12 protein-coding genes are annotated in these 17,155 nt (G+C 65.1%); 3 read left to right on the top strand and 9 right to left on the bottom strand.

The annotated features are described in order from the left end of the window. The first annotated feature begins 20 nt into the window (after positions 1-20). Complete coding sequence (locus tag EOA23_RS00345) at positions 21-842, top strand: transporter substrate-binding domain-containing protein (protein WP_189341459.1); 822 nt, start codon at positions 21-23, stop codon at positions 840-842. A gap of 14 nt (positions 843-856) precedes the next feature. On the opposite strand, the gene EOA23_RS00340 is transcribed toward EOA23_RS00345, so the two are convergent. Then, entirely contained in the window at positions 857-1,270 is a 414-nt protein-coding gene (locus EOA23_RS00340; protein ID WP_127302494.1) for a tellurite resistance TerB family protein, read from the bottom strand. Between the two features lie 209 nt (positions 1,271-1,479). Between EOA23_RS00340 and EOA23_RS00335 the strand changes: the two genes are divergently transcribed. Next, the gene (locus tag EOA23_RS00335; protein WP_127302493.1) at positions 1,480-3,129 is read left to right on the top strand and encodes a lysine--tRNA ligase; all 1,650 of its coding nucleotides are present in this window, start codon (positions 1,480-1,482) and stop codon (positions 3,127-3,129) included. On the opposite strand, the gene EOA23_RS00330 is transcribed toward EOA23_RS00335, so the two are convergent. From EOA23_RS00330 to EOA23_RS00295, 8 genes are all read right to left on the bottom strand, one after another. After that, entirely contained in the window at positions 3,092-3,985 is an 894-nt protein-coding gene (locus EOA23_RS00330) for a thermonuclease family protein (protein WP_189341458.1), read from the bottom strand. The two genes, EOA23_RS00335 and EOA23_RS00330, sit on opposite strands and share 38 nt — an antisense overlap. A 10-nt stretch (positions 3,986-3,995) precedes the next feature. Further along, the gene (locus tag EOA23_RS00325; RefSeq protein WP_127302492.1) at positions 3,996-4,634 is read right to left on the bottom strand and encodes a helix-turn-helix transcriptional regulator; all 639 of its coding nucleotides are present in this window, start codon (positions 4,632-4,634) and stop codon (positions 3,996-3,998) included. Between the two features lie 95 nt (positions 4,635-4,729). Beyond that, positions 4,730-5,272 (bottom strand): thioesterase family protein, encoded by a 543-nt coding sequence (locus EOA23_RS00320; protein WP_127302491.1) that lies wholly within the window; start codon positions 5,270-5,272, stop codon positions 4,730-4,732. 12 nt (positions 5,273-5,284) lie between these two features. Then, positions 5,285-7,504 carry a 3-hydroxyacyl-CoA dehydrogenase NAD-binding domain-containing protein gene (locus tag EOA23_RS00315; protein WP_127302490.1) on the bottom strand — a complete coding sequence of 740 codons (2,220 nt, stop codon included), beginning with the start codon at positions 7,502-7,504 and terminating at the stop codon, positions 5,285-5,287. Between the two features lie 12 nt (positions 7,505-7,516). Further along, complete coding sequence (locus EOA23_RS00310) at positions 7,517-8,725, bottom strand: acetyl-CoA C-acetyltransferase (RefSeq protein ID WP_127302489.1); 1,209 nt, start codon at positions 8,723-8,725, stop codon at positions 7,517-7,519. A gap of 33 nt (positions 8,726-8,758) precedes the next feature. Continuing rightward, positions 8,759-9,928 carry an acyl-CoA dehydrogenase family protein gene (locus tag EOA23_RS00305; RefSeq protein WP_127302488.1) on the bottom strand — a complete coding sequence of 390 codons (1,170 nt, stop codon included), beginning with the start codon at positions 9,926-9,928 and terminating at the stop codon, positions 8,759-8,761. A 114-nt stretch (positions 9,929-10,042) separates the two neighbouring features. Continuing rightward, a complete protein-coding gene (locus tag EOA23_RS00300; protein ID WP_127302487.1) occupies positions 10,043-11,839 on the bottom strand; it encodes an acyl-CoA dehydrogenase in 1,797 nt (598 codons plus the stop codon). Positions 11,840-12,065: 226 nt separating this feature from the next. Then, on the bottom strand, positions 12,066-12,530 hold the full coding sequence (locus tag EOA23_RS00295; protein WP_126062803.1) for a MerR family DNA-binding transcriptional regulator: 465 nt from the start codon (positions 12,528-12,530) through the stop codon (positions 12,066-12,068). A gap of 464 nt (positions 12,531-12,994) precedes the next feature. Between EOA23_RS00295 and EOA23_RS00290 the strand changes: the two genes are divergently transcribed. Then, the gene (locus tag EOA23_RS00290) at positions 12,995-17,020 is read left to right on the top strand and encodes an SEL1-like repeat protein (RefSeq protein ID WP_127302486.1); all 4,026 of its coding nucleotides are present in this window, start codon (positions 12,995-12,997) and stop codon (positions 17,018-17,020) included. Positions 17,021-17,155 lie beyond the last annotated feature (135 nt).

The raw sequence follows: 17,155 nt of genomic DNA, 5'->3' as shown, positions 1-17,155 counted from the left end.
GGTGGATAACTCTGGCCCTGATGTCCGCACTTGCCGGCGTATTGCCCTTTGCCGGCGCGACTCAAGGGGCGGAGCCGCAGGTGCCGGTGCTGTGGGATGCCAAGGAGCGGTTGCCGAAACCCGATCTCTCCGCTCTGCCGCGACTCAGATTCCTCACAACCACCGATTTTCCGCCCTTCAACTTCCTCGACGGCTCGGGTCGCCTGTCCGGTTTCCACATCGACTTGGCTCGGGCAATCTGCGCGGAATTGGGCGTCGCCGAGAAATGCCAGATCCAGGCCCTGCCGTGGAACGAGTTGGAGGATGCCCTGCAGAAGGGCGAGGGCGAGGCGATCATTGCCGGCATAGCGGCGACGCCAGCGAGCCGCGAGAAATACGCCTTCTCGCGCTCCTACATGCAGTTCCCAGCACGCTTCATCATGCCGAAGGCGAAGGCCTTCGCCGAGCCGATCCTCGACAAGCTGCGCAGCAAGCGGGTCGGCGTCGTCGCCGGCTCGGCGCATGAGAAAATGCTGCGCGATTACTTCAGCACCGTGCAGGTGGTGACGTTCGAAACACCGGAAGCCCTCTATGCCGATCTCAAGGCCGGCAAGGTCGACGCCGCCTTCGGCGACGGCATGCGCTTCGCCTTCTGGCTGGGCGGCTCCGACGCGGCCGGCTGCTGCCGCTTTGCCGGCGGGCCGTATCTGGCGCCGGAGTATCTGGGCTCGGGCATGGCGATCGCCACCAGGGCGGGCGATCCGGCGCTGGCCGCCGCCTTCGACTATGCGCTGCAGGAAATCTCGATCAAGGGCACCTTCGCCGAGTTCTATCTGCGCTATTTTCCCGTCAGCTTCTTTTAGGACTGTCAGCTTCTTTAGGTCAGCGTGCGCAGACGGGCTTTCGCGGCGCGCGCAATCGCGGCCACGGTCAGCGTGTCGAGATCGAGCTTGAGGCGGATGAGCTGCAGCACCCTGACCTCCTCCATGCGCATTTCGAGATCGACGGCGGCGACCTCGAAAGCGGCGGCGTAAGCGGTGTCGCGCAGCCGCTCAGGCAGCGCATCGGCAATGTGGGCCAGCACGCCTTCCAGCCCGCCCTTCTCATGCAGCGCCCTCTGGCAGGCTTGCGCCACTGGAATCAGCCTGTCCTGGTTGAAGTCGACGAAGACCGGCCAGGAACGGACGACGTCGCCGATCCGCGCCAGCTCGACATCGGTCATGTCGCGATCGGAAGCCGAGGTGATGACCATCAGATGGATCAGGGCTTCGTGGGGCGTCAACAACGGCATTCAATACTCCTGACAGCGTGCATGTCATTCCCCAAAACCGCGACACACTTCTGGGTGACATGCATTTGGAAGTGAGGCTCGAACGTAGGGACGCGAGTGTGGCGCCGCAAGGAAAACCGCCGCAAATCGTTGACGCTCCGGCCCGTCGCGCCTAGAGACCGGTCGACAAATCTTATCCGCCGCAAGACGGCCATGACTGGAACTTCGATATGACGGGATCAAACATCATCGATCTCAATCCCGAGATGCTTGCCGCGGCGGCCGAGAGCAAGGCCTGGCCGTTCGAGGAAGCGAAGAAAATCATCGCCCGGTACAAGGGCAAGGATTTCCCCGAAACCGTGCTGTTCGAGACCGGCTACGGCCCGTCCGGCCTGCCCCATATCGGCACCTTCGGCGAGGTGGCGCGCACAACCATGGTGCGGCATGCCTTCCGCGTGCTGACGCAGGACAAGGTCAAGACCAAGCTTCTGTGCTTCTCCGACGATATGGACGGCATGCGCAAGATCCCCGACAACGTGCCGGACCGCGCCGCGCTCGAGCCCTATCTGCATATGCCGCTGACCTCGGTGCCCAATCCGTTCGGCGGTGACTATGCGAGCTTCGCCGACCACAACAACGCGATGCTGTGCCGCTTCCTCGACACGTTCGGCTTCGATTACGAGTTCGCCAGCGCGACCAAGTACTACAAGGCCGGCCGGTTCGACGAGGTGCTGCTGCGCGCCGCCGAACGCTATGACGACATCATGGGCGTGATGCTGCCGACGCTCGGGCCGGAGCGCCAGGCAACCTACAGCCCGTTCCTGCCGATCTCGCCCCGGACCGGTCGCGTGCTCTACGTGCCGATGATAAATGTCGACGCCAAGGCCGGCACCATCACTTTCGACGACGAGGGCACGGTGACGACGCTGCCTGTCACCGGCGGCCATGTGAAGCTGCAGTGGAAGCCGGATTTCGGCATGCGCTGGGCGGCGCTCGGCGTCGATTTCGAGATGTTCGGCAAGGACCACCAGACCAATGCGGCGATCTACGACCGCATCTGCAACATCCTCGGCGGGCGCGCGCCGGAGCATTTCGTCTACGAGCTGTTCCTCGACGAGGAAGGCCAGAAGATCTCGAAGTCGAAGGGCAATGGCCTGACCATCGACGAGTGGCTGACCTATGCGCCCACGGAGAGCCTCGGCCTCTATATGTATCAGCGGCCGCGGCAGGCGAAGAAGCTCTATTTCGACGTCATCCCGAAGGCGGTGGACGAATATTACGCCTTCCTTGGCGCCTATCCGCGCCAGGACTGGAAGGAGCGGCTCGGCAATCCGGTCTGGCACATGCATGACGGCAACCCGCCGGCAATCGATCTGCCGGTGCCTTTCGCGCTGCTGCTCAACCTGGTGAGCGCCTCCAACGCGCATGACAAGGCGGTGCTGTGGGGTTTCATCTCGCGCCACGCGCCTGGCGTGACACCGAAGACGCATCCGGAGCTCGACCGGCTGACGGGCTATGCGATCCGCTACTTCGACGACTTCGTGAAACCGACCAAGGTTTACCGCGCCGCCGACGAGGTGGAGCGCGAGGCGCTGGCCAGGCTTGCCGAAGCGCTCGGCGCACTGCCGCAGGGCGCCGACAGCGAAGCGATCCAGAATGCCGCGCTCAATGTGGCGCGCAAGATCGAACGCTACCAGGACCACTCCAAGCAGAGTCCGGAAGGCGGACCCGGCGTGTCCGTCGCCTTCTTCCAGATGATCTACCAGGTGCTGATCGGGCAGGAACGCGGACCACGCTTCGGTTCCTTCGCGGCGCTCTACGGCGTTGCCGAGACGCGCGCCCTTATTGAGCGGGCGCTGGCTGGTCAACTGGCGGCGTAACGGCGCCGCCATCGGCCGGCAGGATCGAATCCGGCGCCACGGGCGCCGGACCCGACATGGCCGGCACCGCCGGCAGGCCGTCAAGCTTCGGCGCCGGTCCGAAAATACCCTTCTTCTCGGAGCGGGCCTTGTTCTCGGCCTCGACATAAGGGCCGCCTTGCGCGGCTCGCGCCCAGCCGTTCTCGACCAGCCACAGACCGACATCCTTGTTGCCGACCCAGCACTTGGCCGGGATGGCGGCCTGCCCGCCTTGCGGCGGCACGGCGCAGACCACGGTCCGGCCACGCAGGAAAGCGCGGAATGCCGTCCTGGCGCGAACGCCGCAGCCCCACGGCTTGCCCTCGTCGCTGCAGGTCTCGCTCTCCTTGACGGCATCGATACCCGAGACGGCAATAGAGTAGTCCTTCGCCTTGATCAGGCCGGCGGCGGTAGCGATAGGCTGGAACAACTTGGTCCCATCCCCGCCATCCGGCATTTTCGTTTTCCGCGGCTTGGGCGGCCCGGCCAGCGCCAGATCGCTGAGCGGCGCGCGCGGCTCCACCCGCTCGAGCTCCTGGTCCGACAGTTCCGGCGGCGCCACGACATCGGGATCGATGGCCCTCGAGTGAACAACGGGGTTCGGTGACTGCGGAGCGGCTGGCGCGGGAATGGCCGAGGTCGTCGGCTCTTGCCCCGCGTCGGAGCCGGAAGCGGGAAGCGTATCGCTGCCGCCGGTGGGGAGCGCATCGGCGATGGGATCGATCTGATCGACCGTGATGACGCTCTCATGCCCCTTGACCACGCGGCCGCCTGCCACGACGAGCGCGGCCATCACCGGAACCGCCAGAACCGTCAGGATGATCTGAAGAAGCCGCACCAGCCCGGACCTACTGGCTCGCCCACACGATGCGCGCCACCCATTCGATTTCGCGCGTCGGGATGTCACGGTCCGGGTGGGCGGGGTTGAGCGAGACCAGCACGATCGACTTCACCGTTTGCCGGTCGAGCACCTTGGCCATCACCTCCCCGGCGGTGGTCTTGACGACGACACGGTCGCCCTTGCGGGTCGGCGCGCCGGGTTCGACGATCAGCACATCGCCATTGCGGTAGAGCGGCAGCATGGAATCGCCTTGCACCTGCAGCGCGTATGAGGTCTCGGTCGCCCGTGCCGGAAGCTCGATCAGATCCCAGCCCTGCCCCGCCGGATAGCCGGCATCGTCGAAGAAGCCTCCCGCGCCGGCCTGGGCGAAGCCGAGCAGCGGAACCGCGCTGCGGTGTTGGGCGACGGAGGCAGCCCGCCCTTCTACGAGCCCAGTGAATTCCTCGAGCGACGCGCCGGTGGCCTCGATGATCTTGGCCAGCGACTCGGTCGAGGGCCAGCGCGGCCGGCCGTCGGACGACAGGCGCTTCGACTTGTTGAAGGCTGTCGAATCGAGGCCCGCACGCCGGGCAAGGCCAGAAGCCGACAGCGAATAGCGCTCGGCGAGAGCGTCGATTGCGGCCCAGACGCGATCGTGTGAGAGCAAGTCCGCTCTCCTTCGAAAACAGGAAAAAATGCCTCAAGCCTGTCTAGCGCGCGACCGTCTGATTGTCCACTGGCGAAGGATCGGATCGCCGACGATCAGACCTGCTTGGCCTGCTCGCGCAAATTCTTGTGCGAAATCATGAATGCCCGTTCGGTTTCGGTCGGCGGACGCGGCCGGGCGGCACGGCCGAGCGCCGCGACGACGTCGTCGATGTCGAGAAAGCGGCGACTGCCGAGGTCATAGACGCCGCCGGTGGTCAGGATCAGCGCCGCGGTCTCGCCGCCATCGAGGACGAAACGGTGCCGGCCGATGACTGACGTGCCTTCCCAGGTCTCGATCGACGACACCACCTCGAAGCGGCGCCACAGCCTGATCTCGCGCACATAGGCGACCTGCAGCCCGCCGATCATCGGCGCCCAGCCATTCTTGCGCGCCAGCGCGATGAGGCCGATGCGCAGGAAGATGTCGATGCGGCCGAGATCGGCTAGCATCATGTAGCGGGCGTTGTTCAGATGCAGGTTGAAGTCGATGTCGATCGGCAGGCAGCGAAAGGCGAGCCGGCTTTCCTCGCCGGCTCGATAGGGGCCACGGCTCGACGCCGTGGCCATGGTGCGTGCCATTCGCCCCCAGACATACATGGTCGGGGTTCGTCAGGCCGCCTCTCTGACCTCGCCCTTCTGATAGGGGTCGAAGCGCTGGTAGAAGGTCTCGCCCTTCTCGGCCATGTCGAGCAGAAGCTTCGGCGCCTTGAACTCGGCGCCATATTTCTTCTGCAGGCCCTTGGCGATCTTGACGAAACGCTTGGCGCCGATGCCGTCAATGTAGGACAGGGCGCCGCCGGTGAAGGGCGCGAAGCCGAAGGCGAGGATCGAGCCGACATCGGCCTCGCGCGGATCGGTGACGATGCCTTCCTCCATAACGCGCGCCGCTTCCAGCGCGATGGTAACCAGCAGGCGCTGCTTCAACTCCTCATAGTCGATCTTGTCAGGGTTGAGCTGCGGATAGAGATCCTTCAGGCCCGGCCACAGCTTCTTCTTCGCGGGCTTCGCCGGATAGTCGTAGAAGCCCTTGCCGTTCTTGCGGCCGAAACGGCCATGCGTGTCGACCATCGTGTTGATCAGCGCCATCTGCTTCGGATCGACCGCCTTCTCGCCGAGATCCCTGATGGTCTGCTTCATGATCTTCTGGGCAAGGTCGACGGCCGTCTCGTCGGTCAGCGCCAGCGGGCCGACCGGCATGCCGGCGGCCTTGGCGGCGTTCTCGATCATCGGCGCAGGGACGCCCTCGATCAGCATCTTGTAGGCTTCCGACATGTAGCGCAGCACGCAGCGGTTGACGTAGAAGCCGCGCGTGTCGTTGACGACGATCGGCGTCTTCTTGATGGCGCGCACGAAGTCGAAGGCGACGGCCAAGGCCTTGTCGCCCGTCTTCTTGCCGAGAATGATCTCGACCAGCATCATCTTGTCGACCGGCGAGAAGAAGTGGATGCCGATGAAGTTCTTCGGCCGCGCCGAATTCTTCGCCAAGGCGGTGATCGGGATCGTCGACGTATTGGAGGCAAAGATCGCCGACGACTTCAGCACCGCCTCGGCCTTCTCGGTGGCGTCCTTCTTGACGCCCGAATCCTCAAAGACCGCCTCGACGACGAGGTCGCAGCCGGCAAGGTCGGCATAGTCCGCCGTCGGCGTGATCAGCGACAGGAGCTTGTCCTTGTCCTCCGGCTTGGCGCGGCCCTTCTTGACCTGGTCGGCCATCAGGCTGTCGGAATGCGCCTTGCCCTTCTCGGCCGAAGGCAGGTCGCGGTCGAGCAGCACGACCGGAATGCCGGCCCGCGCGGTGACATAGGCGATGCCGGCGCCCATGAAGCCGGCGCCGAGAATGCCGATTTTCTTGAATTTGGTGTCCGGCACGCCGGCCGGGCGGCGCGCGCCCTTGTTCAGTTCCTGCAGCGACAGGAACAGCGAGCGGATCATCGCCGCCGCTTCCTTCGACTGCATGATCTCGGTGAAGTAGCGCTGCTCGATCCTGAGCGCCGTGTCGAACGGCACCAAGAGGCCTTCATAAACGCATTTCAGGATCGCCGCCGCCGCCGGATAGTTGCCGTAGGTCTCGCGGCGCAGAATGGCGATGGCCGGCGGCCAGAGATTGGCGCCGGCCGCCGAATAGATCGGACCGCCCGGCAGCTTGAAGCCCTTCTCGTCCCAGGGCGCCACCGGCTTCAGACCGTTCTTGATCATCGCCTTGGCGGCCTCGACAAGCTTCGCAGGCTCCGCGATCTCATGGATCAAGCCCATCTGCTTCGCCTTCTGCGGCGACAGGTTCTGCCCGGTGGTCAGCATCTGCAGCGCCTGCTGCTGATCGGTCAGCCGCGGCACGCGCTGGGTGCCGCCGGCGCCCGGGAAAATTCCGATCTTCACCTCGGGAAGCGCCATCTTCACCTTGTCGGAATCGGCGGCGACGCGGCCGTGGCAGGCAAGCGACATCTCGAAGGCGCCGCCCATGCAGGTGCCGTTGATCGCCGACACCCAAGGCTTGCCGGAAGTCTCGATCTTACGGAACAGGCCCGTCATATAGCCGGCATTCTCGAACAGCGTCCTGGTTGCCTTGTCGAGGTCCTTCTCCTTGTCGGCGGCGAAGGTGGCCAGCATCTTCTTCAGCATGGTGATGTCGGCGCCGCCGGAGAAAGAGTCCTTGCCCGAGGTGATGACCGCGCCCTTGATGGCGTCATCGCCGGTCACCTTATCGACGATGGCGTTCAGCTCGCGCATCACCTCTTCGGTGAAGACGTTCATCGAACGGTCCGGCATGTCCCAGGTGATCAAGGCAATACCGTCGGCATCCACGTCGAGGATGAAATTGGTGTAGCTCATCTCTTCTCTCCCTCAGACGCGTTCGATGATGGTGGCGGTGCCCATGCCGGCGCCGATGCAGAGCGTGACCAGCGCGGTGTTCAAGTCGCGGCGCTCCAGTTCGTCCAGCACCGTGCCCAGGATCATGGCGCCGGTGGCGCCGAGCGGATGGCCCATGGCGATCGCGCCGCCATTGACGTTGATCTGGTCATGCGGGATGTCGAAGGCCTGCATGTAGCGCAGCACGACGGAGGCGAAGGCCTCGTTGAGCTCGAACAAGTCGATGTCCGACAGCTTCATCCTGGCGCGCTTCAGAAGCTTCTCGGTGACGTCGACCGGACCGGTCAGCATCAGCACCGGCTCCGAGCCGATGTTGGCGAAGGCCCGAATGCGCGCGCGCGGTTTCATGCCCATGGTTTTCCCGGCCTTCTTCGAGCCGAGCAGCACGGCGGCGGCGCCGTCGACGATGCCCGACGAATTGCCGGCATGGTGGACGTGGTTCACTTCCTCGACCTCCGGGTGCTTCTGCACCGCCACCGCGTCGAAACCGCCCATTTCGCCCGGCATGACAAAGGACGGGTTGAGCGAGGCCAGCGACTGCATGTCGGTCGTGGGCCGCATGTGCTCGTCGCGGTCGAGGATCAAGAGGCCGTTCTGGTCCTTGATCGGGATCACCGAGTTCTTGAAGCGGCCCTCTTCCCACGCCTTGGCGGCGCGCTTCTGGCTCTCGACGGCATAGGCGTCGACGTCGTCGCGGGAAAAGCCGTATTTGGTGGCGATCAGGTCGGCCGAGATGCCCTGCGGCACGAACCAGCCGGGCAGGCCGACAGACGGATCCATGAACCAGGAACCGCCGGACATGCCCATGCCAACGCGCGACATGGATTCGACGCCACCGGCGATAACGATCTCGTCCGCTCCTTGCGCGATCTTGGCGGCGCCGAAATTGATGGCGTCGAGACCCGAGGCGCAGAAGCGCGAGATCTGCATGCCCGGTGCCTTGGTATCGTAGCCGGCTTCGAAGGCGGCGGCGCGCGGAATGACCGAGCCCGCCTCGCCGACCGGATCGACGCAACCGAAGATGATGTCGTCGACATTGCCGGTGTCGAGCCCGTTACGGTCGCGCAACGCTTCGAGCGTCTTCGCCGCGAGCCGCACCGCCGGCACTTCATGCAGCGCGCCATCCTTCTTGCCCCTGCCGCGCGGCGTGCGCACGGCGTCATAGACGTAAGCTTCGGCCATTTCGTGCTCCTGTAGGTTTGCCGGCCGCGACGCTCAGAGAGAGCGCCCGATCAGCAATTTCATGATCTCGTTGGTGCCGCCATAGATACGCTGGACGCGGGCGTCGCGGTACATGCGGGCGATCGGATATTCATTCATGTAGCCATAGCCGCCATGCAGTTGAAGGCATTCGTCGACGACTTTGCCCTGCAGGTCGGAAAGCCAGTATTTGGCCATCGAGGCGGTGACCGGGTCCAGGCCGCCATCGATGTGGCGGGCGACGCAATCATTGTAGAAAACGCGGCCGATGGTGGCCTCGGTCTTCAGTTCGGCCAGCTTGAACTGGGTGTTCTGGAAATCGATGACAGCCTTGCCGAAGGCCTTGCGTTCCTTGACGTAATCGATGGTGAGCGCCAGCGCCCGCTCGATCATGGCGATCGCGCCGGTGCCAATCTGCAGGCGCTCCTGCGGCAATTGCTGCATCAGCTGGACGAAGCCCTTCCCCTCCTCGTGGCCGAGCAGGTTGGAGGTCGGCACGCGCACGTCGTTGAAGAACAGCTCGGACGTGTCGTTCGACTTCAGCCCGATCTTGTCGAGGTTGCGGCCGCGCTGAAAACCCTCGACCTCGTCGGTCTCGACGACGATCAGCGATGTGCCCTTGGCGCCCTTGTCCGGATCGGTCTTGGTGACGACAATGATCAGGTTGGCGAGCTGGCCGTTGGTGATGAAGGTCTTCGAACCGCTGATCTTGTAATGGTTGCCGTCCTTCTCGGCACGGGTCTTGACGCCCTGCAGATCGGAGCCGGCGCCAGGCTCGGTCATGGCAATGGCGCCGATAAGCTCACCGGTCGCAAGCTTCGGCAGCCATTTCTGCTTCTGCTCCTCTGAGCCGTAATGAAGAATGTAGGGTGCGACGATCGAATTGTGCAGGCCGATGCCGAAACCGTCGACGCCTACATGGCCGATCGCCTCGATGATCGCGCTCTCATGCGCAAAAGTCCCGCCCGAGCCGCCATATTTCTCCGGCATGGAAGCGCAGAGCAGCCCGGCGGCGCCCGCCTTCAGCCAGCTCTCTCGGTCGAACATCTCGTTCTTCTCGAACTCGTCATAGCGCGGTGCGATCTCTTCGGCCATGAAGCGGGACGCCATGTCGTAGAGCATGCCGACCTCGTCCGCCGCCCAGGCGGGCTTCGGAAGACCAAGAATTTCGGCTGGGTTTGTCATGCTATTCCTCCGCTGCGCCAGCGTCCCCCTCCCCGAGATCGTCGCGGGCGACCCACCCGACCAGACTTCGTCTGGCCACCCTCCCCTCAAGGGGGAGGGGGACGCCGAGCATTTCTAGAACGCTTCCGCCGGCAGCGCCATCAGCGTGTCCGCGCCACTGGAAATGCGGCCAAGCCGCGTCGCCGTCTCCGGCATGATGCGCTCCATGAAGAAGCGCGCCGTGACCAGCTTTGTATCGTAAAATGGCGCAGCGCCATTGGCGCCTTCCGCGAGCTTGGCCTGCGCGGACTTCGCCATCTGCGCCCACATATAGCCCAGCGCCACAAGGCCGAAGAGATGCATGTAGTCGGTCGAGGCCGCGCCCGCGTTGTCGGGCTTGGCCATGGCGTTCTGCACCAGCCACATCGTAGCCGCTTGCAGGTCGTTGAGGCCCTTCTTCAGCGCCTTGGTGAAGGGCGCCATCTTCTCATCAGTGCGGTTCTCCTCGCAGAACTCGCCGACCTCCTTGAAGAAGGCCTGCACGGCGCGACCGCCATTCTGCGCCAGCTTGCGGCCGACGAGGTCGAGCGCCTGTATGCCGTTGGCGCCTTCATAGATCATGGCGATGCGGGCATCGCGCACGAACTGGCTCATGCCGTGCTCTTCAATATAGCCGTGGCCGCCGAACACCTGCTGGGCCATCACCGCATGCTCGAAACCCTTGTCGGTGAGCACGCCCTTGACCACCGGCGTCATCAGGCCGGTGTAATCGTCGGCCGCCTGGCGGTCCTTGTCGTCGCCGGAACGATGCGCGACGTCGGATTTGATCGCCGTCCACAATGCCAGCGCGCGGCCGGCCTCGTTATAGGCCTTCATGGTCATCAGCGAACGGCGGATGTCGGGATGGACGATGATCGGATCGGCCTTCTTGTCCGGCGCCTTGGCACCCGACAGCGAGCGCCCCTGCAGCCGGTCCTTGGCGTAGGAGACGGCGTTCTGATAGGCGATCTCGGAGACCGAAAGCCCCTGCAGGCCGACGCCGAGGCGGGCCTCGTTCATCATCGTGAACATAGCCTTCAGGCCGCCGTTCAACTCGCCGAGCAGCGTGCCCTCAGCCTCGTCATAGTTCATGACGCAGGTCGAGTTGCCGTGGATGCCCATCTTCTCCTCGATCGAGCCGCAGGAGAGCGTGTTGCGCTCACCGGGATTGCCCGCGGCATCGAGCTTGAACTTCGGCACGATGAATAGCGAGATGCCCTTGACGCCTTCCGGCGCGCCCTCGACGCGGGCCAGCACCAGATGGACGATGTTGTCCGACATGTCGTGCTCGCCGGCGGAGATGAAGATCTTCTGGCCGGAAATCCTGTAGGTGCCGTCGCCATTGGGAACGGCCTTGGTGCGCAGCAGGCCGAGATCGGTGCCGCAATGCGGCTCGGTGAGGTTCATGGTGCCGGTCCAGCCGCCCTCGATCAGCCTCGGCAGCCAGGTGGCCTTCTGTTCGTCCGTGCCATGGGTGACGATGGCAGCGATCGCGCCTTGCGTCAGGCCGGGATACATCATCAGCGCCATGTTGGCCGAGATCATGTATTCGGAGACGGCGGTGTGGACCGCATAGGGCAGGCCCTGGCCACCGAACTCGGCGGGTGCTGCAAGCCCCATCCAGCCGCCCTCGCGATACTGGTCATAGGCGTCCTTGAAGCCCTTGGGCGTCGTCACCGAGCCGTCGTCATGGCGCACGCAGCCTTCCATGTCGCCAACCCGGTTCAGCGGATGCATGATGTTCTCGGCGAGCTTGGCGCCTTCGGCGAGGATCGCCTCGACCACATCGGGCGTCGCGTCCGAGAAGCCTGGAAGATTGGAATAGCGCTGATAGCCCAGCACGTCGTTGAGCACGAAGAGCGTGTCCTGGATCGGCGCCCTGTAGATCGTCATGCCTTCCTCCACCCTTACAGTCCCGGCCCGGCCGGCAAGTTGCCTGTCCTGGACAGGGAGACCGGGCCAATGTCGATGCTGCGATAGCAAATATTGACGTTTGCGTAAACGTCAACTTCGTCGCAGCCGAAAATTTTGTGAGCGGTCAGGCATTGTGACGACAAAAAAGCCGCGCGGCCATAGCCACGCGGCTTTCTACGTCCGGGTACTCCGGAAGAGCGGGCGATCAGCCGGCGGCGCTGGCCTGCGCCGGCGCGGTGCGCTCGACGAGCATCTGCCGCACGACGGACATCGAGTTGCTCAGCTCACCGATGGCATCATCGATCAGCGCCCGCTGCTTCTGCAGGCGGGCGAGCTGCTTCTCCGACTTATCGAGCGCCAGCCGCAGCTGCTTGGTGTTGGTGCCGGTCGGATCGTAGAGATCCATCATCTGCTTGACGTCGCGCAGCGAGAACCCGACCTTGCGGCCGAGCAGGATCAGCTTCAGCCGAGCCTTGTCGCGGCGCGTATAGAGTCGGGTCGAACCGTCGCGATGAGGATTGAGAAGGCCCTTGTCTTCATAGAAGCGCAGCGTGCGCAGCGTCACGCCGTATTTCTTGGCCATCTCGCCGATGCGGACGAATTCCTCGCCTGCTTCGGCCGGAATGTCATTGGTATTGGCCGCGGCTTCGCCGGGCGAAACGAGTTTCATGGTCACTGGCTTTCCCCTGGTGGCGTCGCGGTCGCGGACCAAGCGTCGCCTGAATGGAAGCGGGGGCGTGCTTCCAATCGTGGTTGCAACAACAAATCAATCGCAAGAGGCACGGCTTCGCACCTTTTACGTTTACGTCAATCCTATATCGACAGCCGCAGGGTGACGCAAGGGCGTTGTCAAAGCGAACCTTTATGCCGCACCCCGGTGCGGCTTGTCAGGCGGCTCACGATTTATGCGCGACTTCTTAAGCTTGGTTAACGCCTTGTTTACCACGTTGGGCGAAATGTGCGCATGTCGGTCACCCGTGGTTATCCTGTAGTGAATTTTTCACGGTTTTCGAAGCGCGGGTAAAACCCGGGAAGCTCGTCTTCCTCCGCAGCAAAACCGCTCGGCTCGCTTCGTACCCGGCAGGCTACTGGGAAACCGGTCTTTGGCCGGCCACTCTGAACACGGGCGCATCGATGAACAGCAAGCGGTCCTATCTCGATACACTCAACGCCGGCAGGCAACGCCGGCCGCACGCCTCGCTCGAAGAGCTGAACCGCTCGCTCGAAACGCTGGAGCAGAGGCTGGACCGGACGCGCGCCGACATGCCCGACCACCCCGACCCGCGGCGGCCGACCGCCGAGCCGCGTTACCCAAGCGCGCAGCCCTATGGGCAGGCGCCGCGCTGGTATGAGGATCCTTATTCCCCGCAAAGGCCCCTGGACCGTGCGCCGCAGAATCCGCGGCCGCAGGAGCGCGCGCCGCAAAACCCCGCGCCCGCCTATCAGGCGATCGCGCGCGACATCGACCGGGTGCGCGGCCAGGAAGACAGCGTCGCCATGGTCGGCAAGATCGCCGTCGAGCTGCGCGGGCTGCGCGAGGAACTGCGCCACCAGATGACCGCCGGCCTGCAGCGCGAATTCGAGGCGTTTCGCCAGGATATCGACCGCGCCCTGCAGGCCAACAGCCAGCGCGGCGCGACGCCCGACAAGAGCAGCGCCGAGCTCGGCCTCGAATTCGAGCGGCTTTCGGGAGCGATCCAGTCGCTCGCCGAAAAAAGCGACGACCGCAGCGTCAATCTGCTGCGGCTGGAACTGGAACAGGTGAAGGGCGCGCTGGACACGCTGGCGCGCGAGGAAAGTGTGCAGAAGGTCGACCGCCGCTGGGACGATTTCGACCGCCGCTGGAGCGCATTCGAGGACCGTGTCGACGCCGACCAGCGCAAGCGCGCCGAAGGCCCAAGCCTTTCAGTGCTGACCGACCGGCTCGAGCAGATCAGCAGTGCCGTCAACAGCCTGCCGGAATCGCTTTCGCTGCGCTCGCTGGAGGAAAAGGTGCGCACGCTTGCCGGCGCGGTCGACCGTTTCGCCGGCCAGCAGACCGCGCGCGGCGGCGAAACCCTCGCCATGATCGACGAGCGGCTGGACGAGATTTCCCGCGCCATCGTCGCATCGACCGTTGCCGCGCAGGCCAATGCCTTCGACCCCGAGACCTTTGGCCGGATCGAGAAGCGCATGGCCTCGCTGGCGGTGCAGATCGAAGAGGTCGCGCAGTCGCGGCCCGGCGCCGAGGTTCTCGACCGCCTCAATCTTCTCACCAGCCGCGTGGACCAGCTGGCCGGCCGCACCGACCTGCCCGAGCAGGCCATGGAGCGCCTAGGCAAGCAGATCGCTTCCATCACCGACAAGCTGGATCGCGCGCCGGCCATGCCCGACGCGGACCAGATCTTCCAGGGCCTGGAGCAGCGCTTCGACGCGCTGTCGATGCTGCTCGAGCGCCGCCAGGGAGACGCAATCGAACAAAGCAACGCATTGTTCCACGATCTCGAGCGGCGGCTGGACGAGGTGGCGAATAGGCTCGACCAGCGCATGCGCCAGGACGACAGCGCCGGCATCATGGAAGCGATCGATGCCCGCTTCACCGCTCTGGCCAAGCGCATCGAGACGCGCGCGCCCGATCCCGCGAGCGATATGGCGATCCGCGGGCTCGAAAGCCGGCTCGAGGATATTTCCAGCCGGCTGGAATCGTCGGCGCAGCAGGTCGCCGGCATCGATCCGGCGCTGATCCGCAGCCTGGAAGCGCAGGTCGCCGGGCTGTCGGCGCATCTTTCCAGGCCCGGCACGCCACTGCCCGAGTTCGAGGACATCAGCCCGCGCCTCAACGAGATTGAGAAGTCGCTGGCCGGCACGCGCGATTCCATTCTGAGCGTTGCGCGCGAGGCGGCCGAGAGCGCCGTCAAATCGCTCGCCGAGTCGACCTCCAGCACGGCGCAGACCAACGCGACCGCCGTTGCCGGCCTGGCCCAGGATCTGAAGACGCTGGAAGCGCTCACCCGCCGCTCCGACGAACGCAACTCGCGGACTTTCGAAGCAATCCACGACACGCTGCTCAAGATCGTCGACCGACTGGGTTCGCTGGAAGCGACCGAGACCAGCGAGGCGGTCAGCGAACTGGTCGATCCGCAGCCAGCCAGCAAGCGCGGCGGCCGCGGCGGCAAGATCGCGGTGCAGGACGCGCCTTCAATGGATATCGACCAGCCGCTGCCGCTCACCGGAGACATGGCCAGCCTTGAAGGCCGCGCCGCGGCGATCATGCGCGATGAGCCAAGCGCGCCGCGCACGCCCGCGGAAGCCGCGGCCGCAGCCGCCATGGCGGCGCTGGGACCTGATGCGGTCGGCGACAGGAGCGAGACGGCCGGCCGCAGGAAATCCATGTTCAGCGGCCTGGCGCGCGCTTTCAAGGGCAAGAAGGACGCGGACACGCAGCCGCTTGCCGGCTCGGCGCCGGTCGGCGACGTGCCGAGCGTCGACATCGACGAACCGCTGGACCCCAAGGCCGCCAACCGGCCGCTGGAGCCCGGTTCCGGCGCGCCGGACCTCAACGCCATCATGAAGCGGGTGCGCGACGAGCGCGGCGGCCAGCCGGCCCGGCGCACCGACAGCGATGCCGCGAAGTCTGATTTCATCGCCGCGGCCCGGCGTGCCGCCCAGGCGGCGGCGGCGGAAGCCGACACGCTGAAGCGGCAATCGACCATGACCGGCCCGGTGAAGGCACTGCGGATCGGCGACCTGCTCAAGGCGCGGCGCAAGCCGATCCTGATGGCGGCGGCGGCCATCATGATGGCTCTGGCCGGCCTGCAGCTGGGCAAAGCCTTCCTGTCCGATCCGGTCGAGACGGCCAACAACCAACCCGCTCTCTCCACGCAAACGGTCGAGACGGCTTCGCTCAACGCCGCGCCGCAAACCGACACGCAAAAGACCGACACACTGAAGATTGACGCCGCGGCGGCACAGGCCGAGAGCGCGCCTGCGCGTCCCGTCAGACAGGCGGAGCCGGTCCAGGAGCCGGCACCGGCCGCATCGCTCCCCGCAAGCCCCGAAAGTGCCGCTGCCACGCCGGCCGAGCAGGCATCCGCGCCAGTGGCGCTTGCAGCGCCTGCCACACCCGCGCCGATGGCTTCGGCGACACCATCCGAACCCACTGCCGCGGCTGCCACCGCGACGGATACGGACACGCAGCCGGCGACCAAGGAGCCCGTGGCGGCCGGTCCGGCAGCGAACAGCGCGGCAAGCGGCGCGCCGGCGGCAACTTCCGCAGACACGACAGGCGCCGTGCCGCCCGCGGCAAGCCGGACGGCAGCCGCCAAATTCGACATTCCTTCCGAAATCGGTCCGGTGGCGCTGCGCGAGGCTGCTGCCGGCGGCGACGCCAAGGCGCTGTTCGAGGTCGGCTCGCGCTATGCCGAATCGCGTGGCGTGAAGGAGGACATGAAGGCCGCCGCCAAATGGTACGAGCAGTCGGCCGAGCTCGGCTTCGCCCCGGCCGAATACCGCATCGGCAATTTCTACGAAAAGGGCATCGGCGTCGCGCGCGACATCAAGAAGGCCAAGACCTACTACCAGCTCGCCGCCGAGCAGGGAAACGCCAGCGCCATGCACAATCTCGCGGTGCTGTTCGCCATGGCGGCGGACGGGGTGACCGACAATGAATCGGCGACACACTGGTTCCAGGAAGCCGCCGACCTCGGCGTGAAGGACAGCCAGTTCAACCTCGGCATCCTGGCGGCCAAGGGCGTCGGCATGAAGCAGAACCTGGAAGAGTCCTACAAGTGGTTCGCCCTGGTCGCCAAGACCGGCGACAAGGACGCCGCAGCCAAGCGCGACGAGATCGCCAATGCGCTCAGGCCCGAGCAGCTCGAGCGGGCGCGCGCGGCCACGGAATTGTGGAAGGCCAAGCCACTCAATGCCGCCGCCAACTCGGCCGACATTCCGGAATCCTGGCAGGACAGCACGCCGCAGACCACCGCCGGCATCGACATGAAGAAGGCGGTGAAGAACATCCAGCTGATCCTCAACAAGAACGGCTACGATGCCGGCGGCGCCGACGGCGTGATGGGCGGCAAGACCAAGACCGCGATCATGGCCTTCCAGACCGACAACAAGATGACGCCGACCGGCGAGATCGACGCGCCGCTCGTCAAGGCGCTGCTTGCGAAGAAATAAAGGCAGGCGCGTCGCATACGCGACGCCTTGCCACACATTTGCCTGTTAACTGATTGAGATGGTTTTTGTTTCGGCGCGGCGGCAGGGGTTCGACCCTGCCGCCGCGCCGGCGCAAGAAAAAATTGGCTTTTCGGT

This window comes from Mesorhizobium sp. M2A.F.Ca.ET.042.01.1.1 (assembly GCF_003997405.1).
Classification (GTDB): Bacteria; Pseudomonadota; Alphaproteobacteria; order Rhizobiales; family Rhizobiaceae; genus Mesorhizobium.
The sequence above is the reverse complement of the archived record's forward strand: the minus strand, read 5'-3'. Positions and strand labels throughout refer to the sequence as shown.

What these genes read in the sequence shown, in the direction of transcription:
- EOA23_RS00345 (WP_189341459.1), top strand. Translation starts at nt 21, where the DNA reads ATGTCCGCACTTGCCGGCGTATTGCCCTTTGCCGGCGCGACTCAAGGG.
- EOA23_RS00340 (WP_127302494.1), bottom strand. Translation starts at nt 1,270, where the DNA reads ATGCCGTTGTTGACGCCCCACGAAGCCCTGATCCATCTGATGGTCATC.
- EOA23_RS00335 (WP_127302493.1), top strand. Translation starts at nt 1,480, where the DNA reads ATGACGGGATCAAACATCATCGATCTCAATCCCGAGATGCTTGCCGCG.
- EOA23_RS00320 (WP_127302491.1), bottom strand. Translation starts at nt 5,272, where the DNA reads ATGTATGTCTGGGGGCGAATGGCACGCACCATGGCCACGGCGTCGAGC.
- EOA23_RS00315 (WP_127302490.1), bottom strand. Translation starts at nt 7,504, where the DNA reads ATGAGCTACACCAATTTCATCCTCGACGTGGATGCCGACGGTATTGCC.
- EOA23_RS00310 (WP_127302489.1), bottom strand. Translation starts at nt 8,725, where the DNA reads ATGGCCGAAGCTTACGTCTATGACGCCGTGCGCACGCCGCGCGGCAGG.
- EOA23_RS00305 (WP_127302488.1), bottom strand. Translation starts at nt 9,928, where the DNA reads ATGACAAACCCAGCCGAAATTCTTGGTCTTCCGAAGCCCGCCTGGGCG.
- EOA23_RS00300 (WP_127302487.1), bottom strand. Translation starts at nt 11,839, where the DNA reads ATGACGATCTACAGGGCGCCGATCCAGGACACGCTCTTCGTGCTCAAC.
- EOA23_RS00295 (WP_126062803.1), bottom strand. Translation starts at nt 12,530, where the DNA reads ATGAAACTCGTTTCGCCCGGCGAAGCCGCGGCCAATACCAATGACATT.
- EOA23_RS00290 (WP_127302486.1), top strand. Translation starts at nt 12,995, where the DNA reads ATGAACAGCAAGCGGTCCTATCTCGATACACTCAACGCCGGCAGGCAA.